The sequence below is a fragment of the Erythrobacter sp. genome (assembly GCF_035194505.1).
Classification (GTDB): Bacteria; Pseudomonadota; Alphaproteobacteria; order Sphingomonadales; family Sphingomonadaceae; genus Erythrobacter.
The window spans coordinates 2,534,332-2,550,733 of sequence record NZ_CP136573.1; the positions used below are offsets into that span (position 1 = coordinate 2,534,332).

Below are 16,402 nucleotides of genomic sequence, written 5' to 3' on the forward strand. Positions count from 1 at the left end.
CGAGCGCAGTCGAGACACCTCGCGCGGCCTCTCGACTGCGCTCGAGGCGAACGGATTTGGTTCACCGTGGCCGGTAATCCGCGATCCCCCAGTGGATGCCGCCTTGGGGCACCTTCTCGCGGTTGATGACCGCCGAGAGGAATGCCCGCACGCCGTAGAGCGCCTTCTCGCTGCGGGGCACATAGGTGCGGCTGTTCCACGCCTCGGGTCCGCGCTTCCTCACCTTGCGTCCGATCGCGCCATAGATGCGCGCGGCAGAGAGCACCGCCCAGCGGCTGCGGAAGGGCAGGCGGGCGGCGCCCACACGCGCTGCCGCCTCGTGCTTTTCGACCAGGGCCACCAGCCGCGCAGCCATTTCGGCGAGCTCCTTGCGGTGGTGCGGCTTGGTGTGCTGGCCGGGCTCGATATCCTCTTCCGCCAGCCATTCCTGCGGCAGGTAGCAGCGCCCCGCCCCGTCATCCTCCACGATGTCGCGCGCGATGTTGGAAAGCTGGAAGGCAAGGCCCAGATCATTGGCGCGGTCGAGCGTTTCCTGATCCTTGGGATCGACCCCCATCACCACCGCCATCATCACGCCCACCGCGCCGGCCACATGGTAGCAATAGCGAAGCATGTCGGCCTCGGTGCGCGGGCGCCAGTCCTCAGCGTCCAGCTGGAAGCCTTCGATCACATCCTCGGCCATCTGCGGGGTGAGGCCCACTTCGCTGGCGACCACGCCGAGTGCATCAAAGGCCGGATCGCCGGTCGGCTCGCCTGCGAAGGCCAGCGCGGTCAGGCGGCGGATGTGCGCGAGGCGCTCGGCGAGGTCCGACTGGTCGCCCAGCTCGCCGCCCATCTCCTGATTATCGGCAATGTCATCCGCCCGGCGGCACCAGGCATAGAGCAGCCACGCCCGCTCGCGGGTTTCGCGGTCGAACAGGCGTGCGGCGGCGGAAAAGCTCTGCGAGCCCTTCTTGATCGACAGCCGTGCATGCTCGACCAGTGCGGCGCGGGTTGCCGGATCCACCGCCATCGCGCGAGCCTACAGCTCCTCGGCCTTCATGCGGAAGATCGGAGTGTGGGGCTCATAGGCCGCCATCTTTTCGAGCAGATCGGCGATGCTTTCCGCCGCGATCAGAATGTTCTGGTGCGCGGGCCGTACGAAGCCGACTTCGGCCATGGTCGCGTTGAAGGCGAGCAGGTGATCGTAGAAGCCGAAAGCATTGAGCAGGCCGACGGGCTTGGAGTGATAGCCCAGCTGCGACCAGCTCATCGCCTCCCACAACTCGTCCATCGTGCCGACCCCTCCGGGGATGGTGACGAAGCCGTCGGAGAGGTCGGTGAAGCGCTGCTTCCTCTCGTGCATCCCGCTGACGGTGACGAGTTCATCGCAATCATGGTTGGCGACCTCGGCCTTCACCAGATGTTCGGGGATGATCCCGATCACCTCGCCGCCCGCGTCCTTCGCGCCCTTGGCAACCGCGCCCATCAGCCCGAGCTTGCCCCCGCCATAGACGAGGCCGATGCCGCGCGCGGCCAGTTCCGCGCCGACATCATGGGCGAGGCTGAGATAGCGCGGGTCCTCGGGCGAGGCCGATCCGCAATAGACGGCGAGACGTTTCATCGGCGCGTGTCTCCAGCGCCGCAGGCGAACGCGATGATGCGGCGATCGCCATTATCGGTTTCGAGCTCGGCGGCCCGCAGCTCGATTTCATCGAACGTCGTCCCGGGTTCGCCGCTTGGCTGGAGCGTCACCACCTGTTCCATCCCGATCTCCTTGCTGGCGCAATCGACGACAGCGATTGTATCGAACACCATCGGGGCTTCCAGCTTGACTTCGGTGCGCAGCAGCACCTGCTTGAAGCGCTTGCCGCCAATCTCGGTTTCCGAACGCCACGCCTCGTCGATCCAGCCGATGATATTCGGGTCTTCGTGAGCCTTGGCCCAGCGGTGGGCATGCCCGGGCGCGGCGAGCGGCGAGGGGCCGAGCTCCAGCGCCCCGCCAGCAAGCAGCAGCAGCAGCGACCCGATCACTGTGTCCCCACCTTCGCCAGATCCTCCAGCATCAGCCCGGCGGTTGCCTTGGCGCTGCCGACCACGCCGGGGATGCCTGCGCCCGGGTGGGTGCCGGCGCCGACGAGGTAGTAGTTGTCGATCACGTCATCGCGGTTGTGGCCGCGCAGCCAGGCGCTCTGCCACAGCACGGGTTCGAGGCTGAAGGCGCTGCCCATGTGGGCGTTGAGATCGGCCTTGAAGTCCTTGGGCGCATAGCTGAACTTGGTGACGATCCGGCTGTGGATGTCGGGGATCAGGCGGCGTTCCAGCTCGTCGAGGATCATCTTTTCGAGGCGGGGGCCGACCTCGTCCCAGTCGAGCGGCATCTTGCCCATGTGGCTCACCGGAACAAGCGCGTAGAAGGTGCTCTTGCCTTCGGGCGCCATGTCCGGATCGGTGACAGTCGGGTGGTGGAGGTAGATCGCGAAATCTTCCGGCACCACGCCGTTCTTGTAGATGTCGTCGAGCAGGCCCTTGTAGCGCTTGGCGAACAGGATCATGTGGTGCGGGATGCCCGGCCAGGTGCCCTCCAGCCCGAAATGCACCACGAAGAGCGAGGGCGAATAGCTCTTGCGGTTCAGCGACTTTGCCATCTGCTTGCCGCGCTCGCTGCCCGACAGCAGATCCTTGTAGGAATGCATGATGTCGGCGTTGGAAGCGACCGCATCATAGCGCTGGCGGAAGCCGCTCTTGGTCTCGACCTCGGTCGCCTTGGTGCCCAGCGTGTGTACCTGCACCACCGGATCACCGACGCGCATCGTGCCGCCCAGCCGCTCGAAATGGCGCACCATGCCCGCGATCAAGCGGTTGGTGCCGCCGCGCGCCCACCACACGCCGCCGTCCTTCTCCAGCTTGTGGATCAGGGCATAGATCGAGGAGGTGTTCATCGGATTGCCGCCGACCAGCAGCGTGTGGAACGACAGCGCCTCGCGCAGCTTTTCGGACTGCACATAGCTGGAGACCATCCCGTATACGCTCCGCCACGCCTGTTCCTTGATCAGGGCCGGGGCGGCCTTCAGCATCGACTTGAAATCGAGGAAGGGCACAGTGCCGAGCTTGAGATAGCCTTCCTCGTAGACGCGCTGCGAATACTCGAGGAAGCGTGCATAGCCCGCGACGTCGGCGGGGTTCAGTTTGGCGATCTCGGCGTTGAGCTGCTCTTCGTCGTTCGAATAGTCGAAGTTGGTGCCGTCGGGCCAGTTGAGGCGGTAGAAGGGCATGACCTTCATCAACTCGACATCTTCGGAAATGTCGTGGCCGGTGAGCGCCCAGAGCTCTTCAAGGCACGGCGGATCGGTGATCACCGTCGGCCCTGCGTCGAAGGTGAAGCCGTCCTTCTCCCAGAAATAGGCGCGCCCGCCCGGCTTGTCGCGGCTTTCGATCACGGTGGTGGCGATCCCGGCGGATTGCAGCCGGATGGCAAGCGCCATGCCGCCGAAGCCCGATCCGATCACGCAGGCGGTGCGGCCTTCATAGCGCTGCGCCAGTGCAGGGTCGACGCCCTTGGCAGGCGTAAGGTTGAGCTTCGCATCGGCGTTCATGCCGGGGTCTCCATGTTCAAAGGCTTGGTGTCGAATGGCTTCCCGGAGGAAAACAGCGCCCGGATGGCGCGCGGGATAGCTACGGGCGGCTTGCCGGTAAGGATGCGCAGGCGATCGGGCCAGGTGGAGCGGCCCGCGTAGAAGCGCTCCACCAGCTGGCCCTTCAAGGCGTAGAAATGCTCGAACACCACCACCCGCTTGCCCGGTTCGGCAGCCTCGAACAGCATCCGGCTGAGCATCCGGTAATAGGCCGTGGCGCGCCAGTGCCGCTTGGCGCGGCGATTGCAGAAGGCAGCGAGTTCTGCCCCCGAACAATCGGGACGGGTGGCGATGAGGCGGGCAATCGCCAGCGCGTTTTCGGCGGCGAAGGGCAGGGTGTAGCTGGTGAGCGGGTGCGAAAAGCCCCCGCGTGCGCCCGCCAGCGCGACGCCGGGAATGGCGATTTCGCTCAGCGCCGCGCCAAAATCCCCGCCCGAGATCACGGGCAGGATCCCCGCCTCCTGATCGATCACTTCGCCCTTCCAGCCGTTGCGATGGGCATATTCGGCGACGCGGCCCTTCAGCACATCGGCGTCCATCTTGGGCTGATCGGCGTAGTAGGTGTCCTCGACGAAGACCTCTGTGGGCGAGAGCGGCAGGACATAGACGAAGCGGTAGGCCGGCTCGTTGCCATAGGGCGCGATCTGATCGACGCTGGCATCCATGATGACCGGGCGGGTCAGGCCATGGGGCTGTTCGCAGCGGAAATGCTGGCCGAGGAACACCTGCCAGCCGCCGCCCAGATGCTTTGACGAGCGGAACGGGCGGCAGTCGATCACGCGTTTGGCCGCAATCCGCGTGCCGTCAGCCAGCGTGACGCCGCCGGCATCGAGGTGGGCCGCCTTGGCCTCCAGCATCACGCTTTCGGGCGGCAGTTCCTCCGTCAGCGCGCGGTGGAATTCGGCGCTGGCGAGCGAGCGATAGGCGGTCGGCAGGGTGCGGGCGAGGCCGGGAAAGGCGATGTCATAGCCCGCGTCCCAGCCATTGAGGGCGAAGCCCGCCATCAGCGGGCGCGCAGAGGCGGCGATATCGGTTTCGAACCAGCTCCAGCGGTGATGCCCCCCAAGCGTGCGCCCGGCCTCGATCACGAGGAAACGGCAGCCCGGCGCATGGCGGTGCAGCGCCAGCGCGATCAGCCCGCCCGCCAGCCCGCCGCCGACGATGATGACGTCATGCGGTGCGGAACCTTGCGCGGGGTTATCTTGCGGGGAATCAGCCATCTGTTTCTGCCCTAGGGCAGGCGTGCAAAATGGGCAATCCAAAGGGCATGGGCAAAGGGCAGGGGCAAAGGGGAGCGGCGGAGGGCGGTGCGGCCAATCTTCGCAGGTTTGAAGGATGTTGCAACATCACGCGAAGCCAATAGAGGGCGCTGTCGGATGCCCCCCATCCGTCCTCTCCCGAATCCTGACCCCCCGAAAGGATTGCCCGATGAAGCCTCTCTCCGCCCCCCTTGCCTCGCTCGGCCCGCTGGCTCTGCTGACGCTGGCTGTCGTCCCCGCCCACGCGAATACGAGCGAAGCGGACGCTGGCACCGATACCGAAGCCGCTGCCGAACAGCCCGCGCCGCCGCCCGCCGCGCCGGTTTCGCTGGCCTTCACCAAGCCGGTCTATGACGAGACCTGGGCGACCATCGGCCTCGGCGCCGGGCTGGTGCCGAGCTATGCGGGTTCGGACAATTATATCGCCTTCCCCCTGCCGCTGGTGGTGGGGCGCGTCGGCGGGGTCGGCATCCGGCCCAATGGCGCCGGCATCACGCTCGACGTGCTCTCGGCCAAGCCCACGCTCGGCAAGCGCAAGACCCGTCTCGCCTTTGGCCCCACTGTCCGCTTCCGCAATGACCGCAATCTCGACGTCGGCGACAATGTGGTCGAGGCCGCGGGCAAGCTCGATGCAGCGCTCGAAGTCGGGCTCAATGCCGCGGTGTCCTTCCCCGGCGTGTTCAAGCCGCTCGATACGCTCAGCATCGGCATCCAGGCCCGCCGCGACGTGCTGGGCGCGCATGAGGGCACGGTGATCGAGCCGCAGATCAGCTACGCCAGCCCGCTCGGCAAGGCCTTCGTGTTGCAGGTGCAGACCGGCATCGAATTCGTCGATGACAGCTTTGCTGATTACTATTTCTCGGTCACGCCCGCGCAGCGGCTGGCGAGCGGCCTGCCCACCTTCACCGCCGAGGGCGGATTGAACCGCATCGGCACGCTGGCGATCCTCAACTACGACCTCAGCGGCAATGCGCTCGACGGCGGGTGGAGCGTGTTCGGCGTCGGCGGCTATTCGCGCCTGCTGGGCGACGCGGCCGACACGCCCTACACGCAAGCACGCGGCAATGCGAACCAGTTCATCACCGGACTGGGCGTGGGCTATACGTTCTGAGCGGAGCGGGGGGCGTGCCGATCAACACTTTGCCAGCGTCGTCGATGTGGCGCTTTGTGCCTTGGCCACCCCCTTGGCATGTAGCGCCTTGAACTCCGCCACGGGAACGCGCGCGAAGTATTTTTTCGTCTCGTAGAACTTCGGCGGGAGCATCAAGCGGAAGTGCAGATATTCCGGCGGTGTGGCCCCGGTCAGATCGTTGAATGCGGCAGTCACTGGGCGTCCGATTCCGTCGGCGACGGGCCTGTTCATGAACATCCCTGTCCACCGCCCCGATGGCTCGCGCCGTTCGATGGTCCACTCGCTGCTGGCGATCTGGCGCTCCGGGCTGAAGATGATGACCGCACCATTGTCCACGATATAGCCCTTGAGCGAAAAGCTGCCGTCGCCGGTATCGGTGAGAGGCTGGCCCGGTACGTAATAGGTCTGGGTGAGCGCCAGCTGGAGATTGCCCTTGAGCGTGATCGTGCTGGCCGGCTGGCTCTGCCCGGGAGGTGCGGGATCGGGCATCATGCTGGCGGTCATCACCACGCGGTCCTTGGCATATTGGCACGACCAGACAGGCTTTGCCGCAGCCGCAGGCATGGCGGTGACGGCCAAGGCGCCAATGACGGCCATGCTGGCGATTTCTTTCAACATCATTCCCCCGGTCGCGTCCCCGCTGGACTCATAACTCTGCCGGGCCTATCCAGCAACCATCCCCGGGGAGCGCGCTTGCGCTGAGAGGGGCAGGTAAGCTCTGCCCGACCCGTCGAACCTGAACCGATTAGCATCGGCGGAGGGAGTGGGCAGGCTCGCGCCACATGTGCCCCCCTTTCCGCCCGTTGGAGAGAGACGAGCACATGGCCGACATCAATTCCCCCGTCGAAATCGGCGTCACCACCGGGCCGATCCGTGGCAGCCGCAAGGTCCATGTCGGTGCGCGCACCGGCTCGGGCATCCGCGTCGCGATGCGCGAGATCGACCTTGAAGGCGATGAGCCTAGCGTGCGGGTCTATGACACCTCGGGCCCCTATACCGATCCCAATGCCCATATCGACATCAACGCCGGCCTGCCCCAGCTGCGCCGCGACTGGATCATGGCGCGCGGCGATGTCGAGGCCTATGACGGGCGCGAGGTGAAGCCGGAGGACAATGGCCAGCTTGGCCCCGATCGCTCGGGCGGCGTCCCGCAGTTCCCCAACACCGTGAAGCGTCCTCTGCGCGCCAAGGCGGGCATGAATGTCAGCCAGATGCACTATGCCCGCCGCGGCATCATCACCCCGGAGATGGAATATGTCGCCGAGCGCGAGAACCTGGGGCGCGAGCTGGCGGCGGACTGGGTGCGCGACGGCGAGAGCTGGGGCGCGGAAATCCCCGAGGTGATCACGCCGGAATTCGTCCGCAGCGAAGTCGCACGCGGCCGCGCGATCATTCCCAACAACATCAACCACCCCGAAAGCGAGCCGATGGCGATCGGGCGCAACTTCCTCGTCAAGATCAACGCCAATATCGGCAACTCCGCCGTGGCGAGCGATGTGGCGAGCGAAGTCGACAAGATGGTCTGGGCGACCCGCTGGGGCGCGGACACGATCATGGACCTCAGCACCGGTCGCAACATCCATGACACCCGCGAATGGATCCTGCGCAACAGCCCCGTGCCGATCGGCACCGTGCCGATCTATCAGGCGCTCGAAAAGGTCGGCGGGATTGCCGAGGAGCTGACCTGGGAAATCTTCCGCGACACGCTGATCGAACAGGCCGAGCAGGGCGTGGACTACTTCACAATCCATGCCGGCGTGCGCCTGCCCTACATCCCGATGACCGCCAAGCGCGTCACCGGCATCGTGTCGCGCGGCGGCTCGATCATGGCCAAGTGGTGCCTTGCCCACCACAAGGAGAGCTTCCTCTACGAGCACTTCGACGAGATCACCGAGATCATGAAGGCCTACGACATCGCCTATTCGCTGGGCGATGGCCTGCGCCCGGGCAGCATCCGCGACGCCAATGACGAAGCCCAGTTCGCCGAGCTCTACACCCTGGGCGAACTCACCAAGCGCGCCTGGGAACAGGACGTGCAGGTGATGATCGAAGGCCCCGGCCACGTGCCGATGCACAAGATCAAGCAGAACATGGAAAAGCAGCTGGAGGCCTGCGGCGAGGCGCCGTTCTACACCCTCGGGCCGCTCGTCACCGATATTGCGCCGGGTTACGACCACATCACCAGCGGCATCGGTGCGGCCCAGATCGGCTGGTATGGCACGGCGATGCTCTGCTACGTCACGCCCAAGGAGCACCTCGGCCTGCCTGACCGCGACGATGTGAAGGTCGGCGTTGTCACCTACAAGCTTGCCGCCCATGCGGCAGACTTGGCCAAGGGCCACCCGGCGGCACAGGTGCGCGACGATGCGCTTTCCAAGGCGCGCTTCGAGTTCCGCTGGCGCGACCAGTTCAACCTGAGCCTCGATCCGGAAACCGCCGAGCAGTATCACGACCAGACGCTTCCGGCCGAAGGCGCGAAGTCGGCGCATTTCTGCTCGATGTGTGGCCCGAAGTTCTGCTCGATGAAGATCACGCAGGAAGTGCGCGACTTCGCCGCCAAGCAGAACGCCGGGATCGAAACCTTCGTCGCCAGCGAAGAGGAAGCCGAAAAGGGCATGGCCGAAATGAGCGCCAAGTTCCGCGAAGTCGGCAACCAGCTCTATGTCGGCGCGGGAGACCGCGAGCACGATTGATTGCAGCCGGATGGCGGGGGCCTGCGTAGCTCGGGTCTCGTCAGGAGAATGCCATGATGCGTATCGCCTCCGCCGCCGCTGTTCTTGTTGCCCTTGCTGTTCCCTCCGCCGCGCAGGAAGCACCTGCGCTCACTATCGCCGAAGCCCGCGCCTCGATGGCGGGGGCATGGGAGGGGCAGCTCAAGTATCTCGACTATTCGTCGGGCAAGTGGGAGGGCATCCCCGTGACCGTCACCGTCACGCTCGAAGGGGATCGCAACACCCTCACCCGACGCTCCGTGTTCGATGACGGGCCGCGGGTCGGCAATGTCTTCATCACCGGAATGTCGATGCTGGGCGCGGACGGGGTGACCGAATACAACTCCGGCTTCCGCGCCGGTCGCACGCCCTGGTTCGAAGCTGCGACCCTCACGCTCGCAGCCGCCACCGATGCATCGCACTGGACCATCATCGCTGTCCGCGAAGCCGAGGACGACAACCGCCCGGCGCGCATCCGCGAGACCACCACCCGCGACGGGGCGAGCCTCGTGACGCTCAAGGAGGTCGATTTCCTCGACGATGCGGGCGAGGAATGGTTCAGCCGCAACCGCACCGTGCTGACGCAGGCGGGGCAATAGCTCGCGCGCCGCTTGCGCCAGATCAATTCGCGCAGGTCCCCTTCCGCTAGGATGGTTCCCAACCGGTGCCCCATCGGCACGGCGCAGGAGGGATACCATGCGACCTATCAACACGATCAAGACCGGGCTTTCGACCGGTGCCATGCTCGGCCTGCTGCATTTCATGTGGGCGGTGCTGGTACTGGCGGGCTGGGGGCAGCCGGTGCTCGATTTCGTGCTGCGGCTCCACATGATCCATATGACGATGACGGTCGGCCCGTTTGATCTGGTGGTCGCGGCGGGCCTCGTTGCGCTCACCGCCAGCCTCGGCTTTGCCTTCGGCACGATCTTCGCGGGGCTGTGGAACCTGCTCGCAGCCCGCGCGGCCTGATTATGCGCCATCCCCGGGCACGGACGCCGCTGCATTGACCCTGCGGGCAAAAGGGCAGACACCTGCAGCGGGCCGGAATGCATGGTGGCCCCTCGGGGGATCCACATAATGACCGTATACCGCCTGCTGCAAATCCTGCTTGTCGCCTTCGGGGTGGTGTTCTGCCTCGTCGGGCCGCTGGCGATGGTCTGGCCGAGCGGCTGGGCATGGCACGAGGGGCCGCCGGCGGCCTCGCAATATTTCATGATGATCGTGGGCGTCTATGCGACGCTCGGCGTGTTCATGATCCTCGCCGCTCGCGATCCGCTGCGGCATGCCTCGCTGATCTGGTTCGTCGCCGTGTCGAGCGCGGTGCACGCGGCCATCATGGCGGTGCAATCGCTGGAAGCGCCGATGCACCACGGGCACCTGCTGGGCGATGTCCCGGCGCTGCTGCTGGTCACGATCGCCTTTGCCGTGCTGCTGCCGATGGCGCAGCGCGGTGAAGCCGTGCCAACACCCTAGCCGGCACCCGCCACCTCAGCTGTTGCGCATGTTCTCCAGCCCCTTGATCCCGCCGGGCTTGAGGCTCGGCTGGCTGGCGTTCGTCTTGGGGCCGGCGTCCTTCTTGGGTTTGCGCGCTTCCCGGCTCTTCCGCTGTTGGCCCTTGGCCATGAGATGTTCCTTGCAGGCGATATGCCCGAGGGTTGCGGTGCGCCCCTCCTGACAACAAGTCAATCGCCATGAACAAATAAAGATCAATTAAAATATTTAGTCTTGTAATTATTCGCGGCGACACCATATCAATAAGGCTACCAGTCAAACATGATTTAAAGACTGCCAAATAATAACGGCAGATCACTTTTATGTGACTCTTGGCCCCGTGCGCAAGTTGTCACATTCGGCTTCCCGTGCGGACACGAAAGGAAGCATCATCATGACCCAGTATGGCAAGATCAAGTCCTACGACACCGGCAAGGGCTCCGGGACGATCACACCGGACAAGGGCGGCGACGTGCTCTCGTTCAACAAGTCCGACCTGCAACAGCAGGCGCAGGAACCGCGCGCCAATCAGCGTTACGGCTATGACACGCGCCAGATCGATGGGGGCAAGGTCCATGCGATCAACCTCCAGATGGAACAGGGCGAAAGCGACAATTCTGCCAAGCAGCAGAGCTGACGCGGCGGGCTTCGGCCCGCACTCGGGGGCTTCCGGAGCAATCCGGGAGCCCCTGCCTTTTCCTCCGGCAAGAAAGGTCCGCCCGATGGACATGAACCAACTGCTCCACGCCCACCAGATCGCCCTGATCGGCAAGGCCCGCACCACCCTCAAAGCCCCCCGCGCCGCCTATGGCGACACCATCGCCCTGCTCGCAGGCCGCATCCAGGCGCTGCGCGAAGATGGCGGCGTGGATGTCGGCGCCGGACGGTTCGTGACAGGCGAGCCGGTTGCGGAATATGTCGCGCGCTGAGCACGCGGATCGCGGCTGGCGGCGCGGAGGCCCGGCTTCCGCCCGCACCGGAGCGGGGCTTTACGCACAGGTCCAGATGAATGGGCGCAGACATATTCTTGTCCTTGAAATCTTGAGAGAAAGCGTTTGCCACTCATTGGTGCGCAATGTAGCCTTTCATCTCCAAGCCAATTGCGTGGGCGCAATATTCTGCGGTGAACGCGGATTTTCATGAGGGCTTGGCAGGGTGGGGGCTCTGTTATGCATGTGCGGCGCAAGCGCTATCAGGAAGGTGGGCGGTTCTTCTCGGTCTTTCGGGTCGAACTGGAACCGGACGAGTTGGCTGCTCTCAACAGCGCCGGTCTCGGCAGCTTCAAGATCCAGCGCCACGCCGGAGCGATAACCGGCAATTCCTTCACCGCGCTGTCGGTCGCCAATGCGTTCCAGGCGCAGGTCAACCGCCTGCGCAACCGCTGGAGCGTCGCGCTGGCCCGGACAACGGGCTACATCTTCTTCGATGTTGTGCTGTTCTACCTGCGGCTCATTCGCGACGTCGTGCTGTTCTTCCTCAAGGTCCTGTTCGGCAAGCGCCAGTCTTTCGCCGACCTGCTGGTCGGCGTGAAATACAGCGCCAAGCGGGTCGAGGATCTCAAGGAAATCGAGACTTTCGTGCTCGTGTCGATCGCTGCGGTCCATGAGGCGCTGCGCTATGCCATGGACCTCGAGCGCGATGACCTGTTCGAGGACAATGCATATCGCGAGGAGATTCCCGGCCTCACCTTTGCAGGGTCGCTGGCGGTCAGCGAAGCGGGAGCTGCGGGCGATCTCAACACGAACCTTTCGGACCTGTCGGGGATGCTCGACGAGGATGCTGCGACAGAAGAAACCCTGGACGCGGGCGCGATCGGGGATGTGGTCGGCGCTCTGGCAGACGGGATGTAGGCGCGTCCGGGCTGGCCGGATGGGGAATCCTTCCAAGGACTTCGCAAAGGAGGCGAGGGAAGATGGTTGAAAGCGCAAATGAACCGATTGGCGATGATCGCGCCGATTTCGATGTGAGCACCATCAAGGAGGCCAAATCGCTCTCCACCATCGGGGTTGTGATTGGTGCGGTGATTCCCGGCGTGCTGTTTGTCTTCCTGCTCATCGTCGGCGCGCTCGCCCCGGCTGAACCAGCCGCCGAGCCGCCAGCCGATGTCGCCACCGATGCAATGGCCGTGGAGGAAGCTGCAGCCGAGGCGGTGGAAGCAGCAGAGGCCGCGGCAGCGGAGGTGGATCCTGCGCCTTTGGGCGAATACACGATCAGCGCTACTGGAAGGCCGTCCATTTGGGTCCATTTCAACGCGGACGGCACCTATGATGATGAGGCTGCAGGCGGCAAATGGACCTATGATGAGAACGGTGTTCTGTGTCTGACCGATAACGGAACGGTATTTGCGATCTGCTCCCAGAAAACTTCGGGGAACGATGACCTCTCGACTTGGGCCAATACCGTAAATCCGTCGGTCCAGTTCAATCTCGAGAAGGTCTATCCCGATGCCATGGAGCCTGCATATTGAGGCCGGGCCGCTGGCACCATGCCTTAACGCGCCAGCCCCACCAGCACCCGATCGAGCGCCTGCAAAAACCGCGAGCGGTCGGTCTTGCTGAAGGGGGCGGGGCCGCCCCCGATCCCGTCCATGCCGGCGCGCAGGTCTGCCATGATCGCGCGCGTGGCAATGGCGCCGCCGATGCTGGCGTGGCTGAATTCCTCGCCATTATGTTTCAGCACCCGCGCGCCGGCTTTCAGGCAGCGTTCGGCGAGCAGGATGTCGGCGGTGATGACGACGCACTTGCCTTTGGGCAGCCCATCCGCGGCTTCCGCGATCCAGTCATCCGCCGCGTCGAAGCTGTCGCTCACCACCACGCGCTTGATGCGCGGGCTGTCGGGGATGCGGAAAGGCGCGTTGCTGACCACGCGCACCTCGGCGCGGAACCGGTCGGCGACGCGGTAGATCTCGTCCTTCACCGGGCAGGCATCGGCATCGATCAGAATGGTGATGGGTGACATGGCGCCAGTCTAGCCGCGCGGGGCGGGCAGGGTAAGGGGCGCTGGCTGGCTTTCCTACGGATGCGATGTGCGCCATCCTCGCGGCTTGGGTGCCTGAGGGCGATTTTGGCCCCTCACTGTCGGGCTTGCGGCGTTTTCCCCGCGTGAAACATTGAAAATACAGTAAAATCAGTATTATACGCGAAAATCACGCGGTTTCAGGCCCCCTCCAGCCCCGATTTGACCCCCGGATGACCCCCGGATGACCCCCTGATGATCCCGCGTTGACCCCCTCTTGGCCTGCGCGATTAGGTCTTTCGGGCATTGTGTGCTATACACTCCGCCGCTGACGTCGAAATTTGCGACGGACTTCGAAATTTGCGCTCCGCCGCTTGCCTCGGGTTCCACCCATCGGCCCCGGCGTTAACCAGACGACGACTTCCTTTCATCGGACGATTACGCACGACGCTTTGTGCCCGCCGGGCACAAGGCACACCCGCTTGGCCAGTGCCTTGCGGGCAACATGTTGTTCTTGAAAGGAACACACCATGAGCAAGACCGGAACCGTCAAGTTTTTCAACACCGACAAGGGCTATGGCTTCATCCAGCCCGACGACGGCTCGTCGGACAGCTTCGTCCACATCACCGCCGTGCAGGCCGCCGGCATGCACAGCCTCGATAAGGACCAGCGTCTGAACTACGAGCTCGAGCGTGGCCGCAACGGCAAGGAAAGCGCCGTGAACCTCTCGGCTGCTGACTAAGATGATACCGGCAGGGGGCGGGGCGCCAGAGCGTGCCTCGCCCCTTCGCCACCCCCTGATTGACGCACTCCCGCCTTCCCCCCTCTCCCGGCAGGACACCCCCCATGGCCCAGACCTACGAATTCTACAGCGAACGCGCTGATGAAGCCGCCGCGCTTGCTGCGCAGGCGACGCTCGAGAATGTGCGCGACCGTGAACTGCGCTCCGAAAAGACGTGGCGGGGGCTTGCCGAACAGGCGCGCAAGACTGCGATCCAGCGCGAAAAGGCCGATCGCGAACGCGCGGAAAAGCGCGCGAACGAGGCTGAAGCTACAGCTCCGGTGGCCGAAGCGCTCTAGCGCGCCCCGGAAATCCCGCATGTCGCCAGCAGAGCGTCGATCTGCTTGGCTACCCCGAAGAACCCTGCCTTGGCATGCGGCCAGGTGGCGCGGTCGAGATCGCCCAGGAGGGTGATCACGCGCCCCCCGGATGCCAGTGCCGCAATCTCCGGCGCGAGCGCATCGCGGGTCCATCCGGCGGGTAAGTAAGGCACGGCGATGCGGCTGACGCCTGCGGCTTCGAGCAGCGGCGCAAGCGGCTCGCCCGCGCTCCACTCTACCGCAGAACAGCCGAACGCCGCTGCGGCCTCGGCCATCCCGCCCGCCAGCGCCCCTTGCGCGAAAGCCGCGGCATGGGTGCCAAGCGCACCGGGCGAGCGCGCCGCGGCCCGCCCCGCGCCGATCACCAGCGCGGGTGCTTGCGGCAGGGCGAGCGGGGCGTGATGCGCGGCCTCGTCATGCAGCAGCAGCGCGAAGGGCTCCGCGAAATCCTCAGGGCTTGTCGGCGGCGGCAGATCGAGCAGGCGGCGGGCATATTCCTGCGGCTCGTTGAGCGGTTCGGCATCCTCTGCCAAGCCCTCGGCGGCCAGCGGACCACCCTCGCGTCCGGCGGTGTAGCGCGCGATATTCTCAGGCCTTGCGAGGTAGTGCTTGCCCTTGGTGTGCAGCCCCGCGACCCAGCGCCACGACAGCGTGTTCGAGGCGGCATCGGCGTCTATCAGGTGCCTGAGGAACAGGTCCGCACCCAGCCGCCAGTCGAGCTTCAGCGTGAAGATCCAGATGCTCGCAAACCACATCCGCGCGTGATTGTGGAGGTAGCCGGTCTCTACCAGCTCCTGCACCCAGACATCGAAGGCGGCGATGCCGGTGCGCCCTTCCACCGCCTCAGCATAGGCCTTGCGCAGGCCGGCATTCGCCTCCAGCGCGGCGAGCCCATGGTCGCGGCCCTTGCAGTAATCGTCCCAGATCTGGGGGCGCTGTTCGAGGTAGCCCTTGAAGTAGAGCCGCCAGAACACCTCGGCGATGAACTTCTCCGCCGCCCGCGGGGAATGCTGGCCGAGCACCGCCTCCAGCACTTCGGGCGCGCCGATCAAACCGGCGTGGAGCCAGGGCGATAACTGGCTGACATTGCCACGCGCGCCTTCTGCGGCCGGACCATCATCGGCGTTGCGGGTTTCGGCATAGTGGCGCCCGGCGGCGGGCAGAAATTCGGCGAGGCGCGCAAGGCCGCGCGCGCGGGAAGGGGTGAAGTCCATGGGCGGGCAATGCCTTGGCGCGCACGCGGTTCCGCCCTATTCCTGCAAGTGAGGAGAGACTTTCATGCAACCCTGCCGCCTTCCGCTGCTCGCCGCGCTCGCGCTGGCCGCCGCCTGTACCCCTGCCAAGACCGACGGGATCGATCCGCAAGGCAAGGCCTTCGATGCGGTGTCACCCGACGAGGTGGTGACGCTGATGGGCAACGAGCCGTTCTGGAACCTCAGGATCACCCGCGACACCGCGCTGTGGACCACGCCCGAGAACCCTGACGGTACGCCAATCGCCGTCACCCGCTTTGCCGGAAATGGCGGGCTGGGCTTTAACGGCACGCTCGATGGCAAGCCGCTCACCGCCGCGCTCACCCCCGGGCAATGCTCCGACCAGATGAGCGACCGGCGCTATCCCTTCGTCGCCACTATCGCTTTGGGCGGGGAGACATTGCAGGGCTGCGGCTATACCACAGGCCAGCCGTTCACCGGCGGCGAAGGTTCATCCGAGGGAGACACACCATGACCATGACCGGAGGCTGCCTGTGCGGCAAGGTGCGCTACACCTGCGAGAGCGATCCGCTGCTCTGCGTCACCTGCCATTGCAAGAACTGCCAGCGGCAGGCGGGATCGAGCCTTTCGGTGATCATCGGCGTGCCCACCGATGCCGTCAGCCACGAGGGCGAGCTCACCACCTATAACGACACCGGCGACAGCGGCGCGACCGTGCGGCGGCAGTTCTGCGGCACCTGCGGATCGCCGGTGTTCACGCGGGTCGAAAGCCCGCCGGGGATGATGTTCATCAAGGCCGGAACGCTGGATGATACCAGCATCCTCAAGCCCGCCTTCCACTGCTACACCAAGAGCAAGCAGGACTGGGTGGAGCTGGGCGATATTCCCGGCTTCGAGACGGTGCCCCAAGGGCTCTAGAACGCG

The 16,402-nt window shown here is 65.1% G+C and carries 22 protein-coding genes and 1 riboswitch; of the genes, 13 read left to right on the forward strand and 9 right to left on the reverse strand.

The window, feature by feature from the left end:
• Positions 1-61: 61 nt before the first annotated feature.
• Genes RSE14_RS12445 through crtY form a run of 5 tightly spaced genes read right to left on the reverse strand, consistent with a single transcriptional unit; the run spans position 62 to position 4,834 of the window.
• Positions 62-1,012 (reverse strand): phytoene/squalene synthase family protein, encoded by a 951-nt coding sequence (locus RSE14_RS12445; RefSeq protein ID WP_324074137.1) that lies wholly within the window; start codon positions 1,010-1,012, stop codon positions 62-64.
• Positions 1,013-1,021: 9 nt separating this feature from the next.
• Positions 1,022-1,603, reverse strand: a complete 582-nt coding sequence (locus tag RSE14_RS12450) for an LOG family protein (protein WP_324074139.1) — start codon at positions 1,601-1,603, stop codon at positions 1,022-1,024.
• Positions 1,600-2,013, reverse strand: a complete 414-nt coding sequence (locus tag RSE14_RS12455) for a hypothetical protein (RefSeq protein WP_324074142.1) — start codon at positions 2,011-2,013, stop codon at positions 1,600-1,602. The genes RSE14_RS12450 and RSE14_RS12455 overlap by 4 nt, the downstream gene beginning before the upstream one ends.
• Positions 2,010-3,575 (reverse strand): phytoene desaturase, encoded by a 1,566-nt coding sequence (locus RSE14_RS12460; protein ID WP_324074144.1) that lies wholly within the window; start codon positions 3,573-3,575, stop codon positions 2,010-2,012. Before RSE14_RS12460 ends, RSE14_RS12455 begins: the two co-directional genes overlap by 4 nt.
• Positions 3,572-4,834, reverse strand: a complete 1,263-nt coding sequence (gene crtY / locus RSE14_RS12465) for a lycopene beta-cyclase CrtY (protein WP_324074145.1) — start codon at positions 4,832-4,834, stop codon at positions 3,572-3,574. Before crtY ends, RSE14_RS12460 begins: the two co-directional genes overlap by 4 nt.
• Positions 4,835-5,042: 208 nt before the next feature.
• Here crtY and RSE14_RS12470 point away from each other — a divergent pair, with 208 nt between their 5' ends.
• Positions 5,043-5,984, forward strand: coding sequence for a MipA/OmpV family protein (locus RSE14_RS12470; RefSeq protein ID WP_324074146.1), 942 nt, complete (start codon positions 5,043-5,045; stop codon positions 5,982-5,984).
• 21 nt (positions 5,985-6,005) lie between these two features.
• Here the strand turns inward: RSE14_RS12470 and RSE14_RS12475 are convergent, their stop codons facing one another.
• Entirely contained in the window at positions 6,006-6,626 is a 621-nt protein-coding gene (locus RSE14_RS12475; RefSeq protein ID WP_324074147.1) for a hypothetical protein, read from the reverse strand.
• Positions 6,627-6,676: 50 nt separating this feature from the next.
• Positions 6,677-6,786: riboswitch (TPP riboswitch) on the forward strand.
• Positions 6,787-6,826: 40 nt separating this feature from the next.
• Here RSE14_RS12475 and thiC point away from each other — a divergent pair.
• The 4 genes from thiC (at position 6,827) to RSE14_RS12495 (ending at position 10,189) form a co-directional block, all read left to right on the forward strand.
• A complete protein-coding gene (thiC, locus tag RSE14_RS12480; RefSeq protein ID WP_324074148.1) occupies positions 6,827-8,698 on the forward strand; it encodes a phosphomethylpyrimidine synthase ThiC in 1,872 nt (623 codons plus the stop codon).
• Between the two features lie 53 nt (positions 8,699-8,751).
• Complete coding sequence (locus RSE14_RS12485; RefSeq protein WP_324074149.1) at positions 8,752-9,315, forward strand: hypothetical protein; 564 nt, start codon at positions 8,752-8,754, stop codon at positions 9,313-9,315.
• Between the two features lie 97 nt (positions 9,316-9,412).
• Positions 9,413-9,685, forward strand: a complete 273-nt coding sequence (locus RSE14_RS12490) for a hypothetical protein (protein WP_324074150.1) — start codon at positions 9,413-9,415, stop codon at positions 9,683-9,685.
• A 108-nt stretch (positions 9,686-9,793) separates the two neighbouring features.
• Complete coding sequence (locus RSE14_RS12495; protein ID WP_324074151.1) at positions 9,794-10,189, forward strand: DUF6632 domain-containing protein; 396 nt, start codon at positions 9,794-9,796, stop codon at positions 10,187-10,189.
• A gap of 15 nt (positions 10,190-10,204) precedes the next feature.
• On the opposite strand, the gene RSE14_RS12500 is transcribed toward RSE14_RS12495, so the two are convergent.
• Entirely contained in the window at positions 10,205-10,339 is a 135-nt protein-coding gene (locus tag RSE14_RS12500) for a hypothetical protein (protein ID WP_324074152.1), read from the reverse strand.
• A 262-nt stretch (positions 10,340-10,601) separates the two neighbouring features.
• On the opposite strand from RSE14_RS12500, the gene RSE14_RS12505 reads away from it, so the two are divergent.
• The 4 genes from RSE14_RS12505 to RSE14_RS12520 all read left to right on the forward strand — a co-directional run bounded on the left by RSE14_RS12505 (position 10,602) and on the right by RSE14_RS12520 (position 12,674).
• On the forward strand, positions 10,602-10,844 hold the full coding sequence (locus RSE14_RS12505) for a cold-shock protein (RefSeq protein WP_324074153.1): 243 nt from the start codon (positions 10,602-10,604) through the stop codon (positions 10,842-10,844).
• Positions 10,845-10,929: 85 nt separating this feature from the next.
• Positions 10,930-11,136, forward strand: a complete 207-nt coding sequence (locus RSE14_RS12510; protein WP_324074154.1) for a hypothetical protein — start codon at positions 10,930-10,932, stop codon at positions 11,134-11,136.
• Between the two features lie 240 nt (positions 11,137-11,376).
• Positions 11,377-12,057, forward strand: coding sequence for a hypothetical protein (locus RSE14_RS12515; protein WP_324074155.1), 681 nt, complete (start codon positions 11,377-11,379; stop codon positions 12,055-12,057).
• Between the two features lie 62 nt (positions 12,058-12,119).
• On the forward strand, positions 12,120-12,674 hold the full coding sequence (locus tag RSE14_RS12520; RefSeq protein WP_324074156.1) for a hypothetical protein: 555 nt from the start codon (positions 12,120-12,122) through the stop codon (positions 12,672-12,674).
• A 23-nt stretch (positions 12,675-12,697) separates the two neighbouring features.
• On the opposite strand, the gene RSE14_RS12525 is transcribed toward RSE14_RS12520, so the two are convergent.
• A complete protein-coding gene (locus RSE14_RS12525; RefSeq protein ID WP_324074157.1) occupies positions 12,698-13,165 on the reverse strand; it encodes a YaiI/YqxD family protein in 468 nt (155 codons plus the stop codon).
• Between the two features lie 527 nt (positions 13,166-13,692).
• Here RSE14_RS12525 and RSE14_RS12530 point away from each other — a divergent pair.
• On the forward strand, positions 13,693-13,905 hold the full coding sequence (locus RSE14_RS12530) for a cold-shock protein (protein WP_324074158.1): 213 nt from the start codon (positions 13,693-13,695) through the stop codon (positions 13,903-13,905).
• A gap of 104 nt (positions 13,906-14,009) precedes the next feature.
• On the forward strand, positions 14,010-14,243 hold the full coding sequence (locus RSE14_RS12535; RefSeq protein WP_324074159.1) for a hypothetical protein: 234 nt from the start codon (positions 14,010-14,012) through the stop codon (positions 14,241-14,243).
• On the opposite strand, the gene RSE14_RS12540 is transcribed toward RSE14_RS12535, so the two are convergent.
• On the reverse strand, positions 14,240-15,478 hold the full coding sequence (locus tag RSE14_RS12540; protein WP_324074160.1) for an FAD-binding domain-containing protein: 1,239 nt from the start codon (positions 15,476-15,478) through the stop codon (positions 14,240-14,242). The two genes, RSE14_RS12535 and RSE14_RS12540, sit on opposite strands and share 4 nt — an antisense overlap.
• Positions 15,479-15,542: 64 nt before the next feature.
• On the opposite strand from RSE14_RS12540, the gene RSE14_RS12545 reads away from it, so the two are divergent.
• Positions 15,543-15,992, forward strand: coding sequence for a COG3650 family protein (locus RSE14_RS12545; protein WP_324074161.1), 450 nt, complete (start codon positions 15,543-15,545; stop codon positions 15,990-15,992).
• Positions 15,989-16,396, forward strand: a complete 408-nt coding sequence (locus tag RSE14_RS12550; RefSeq protein ID WP_324074162.1) for a GFA family protein — start codon at positions 15,989-15,991, stop codon at positions 16,394-16,396. Before RSE14_RS12545 ends, RSE14_RS12550 begins: the two co-directional genes overlap by 4 nt.
• Positions 16,397-16,402 lie beyond the last annotated feature (6 nt).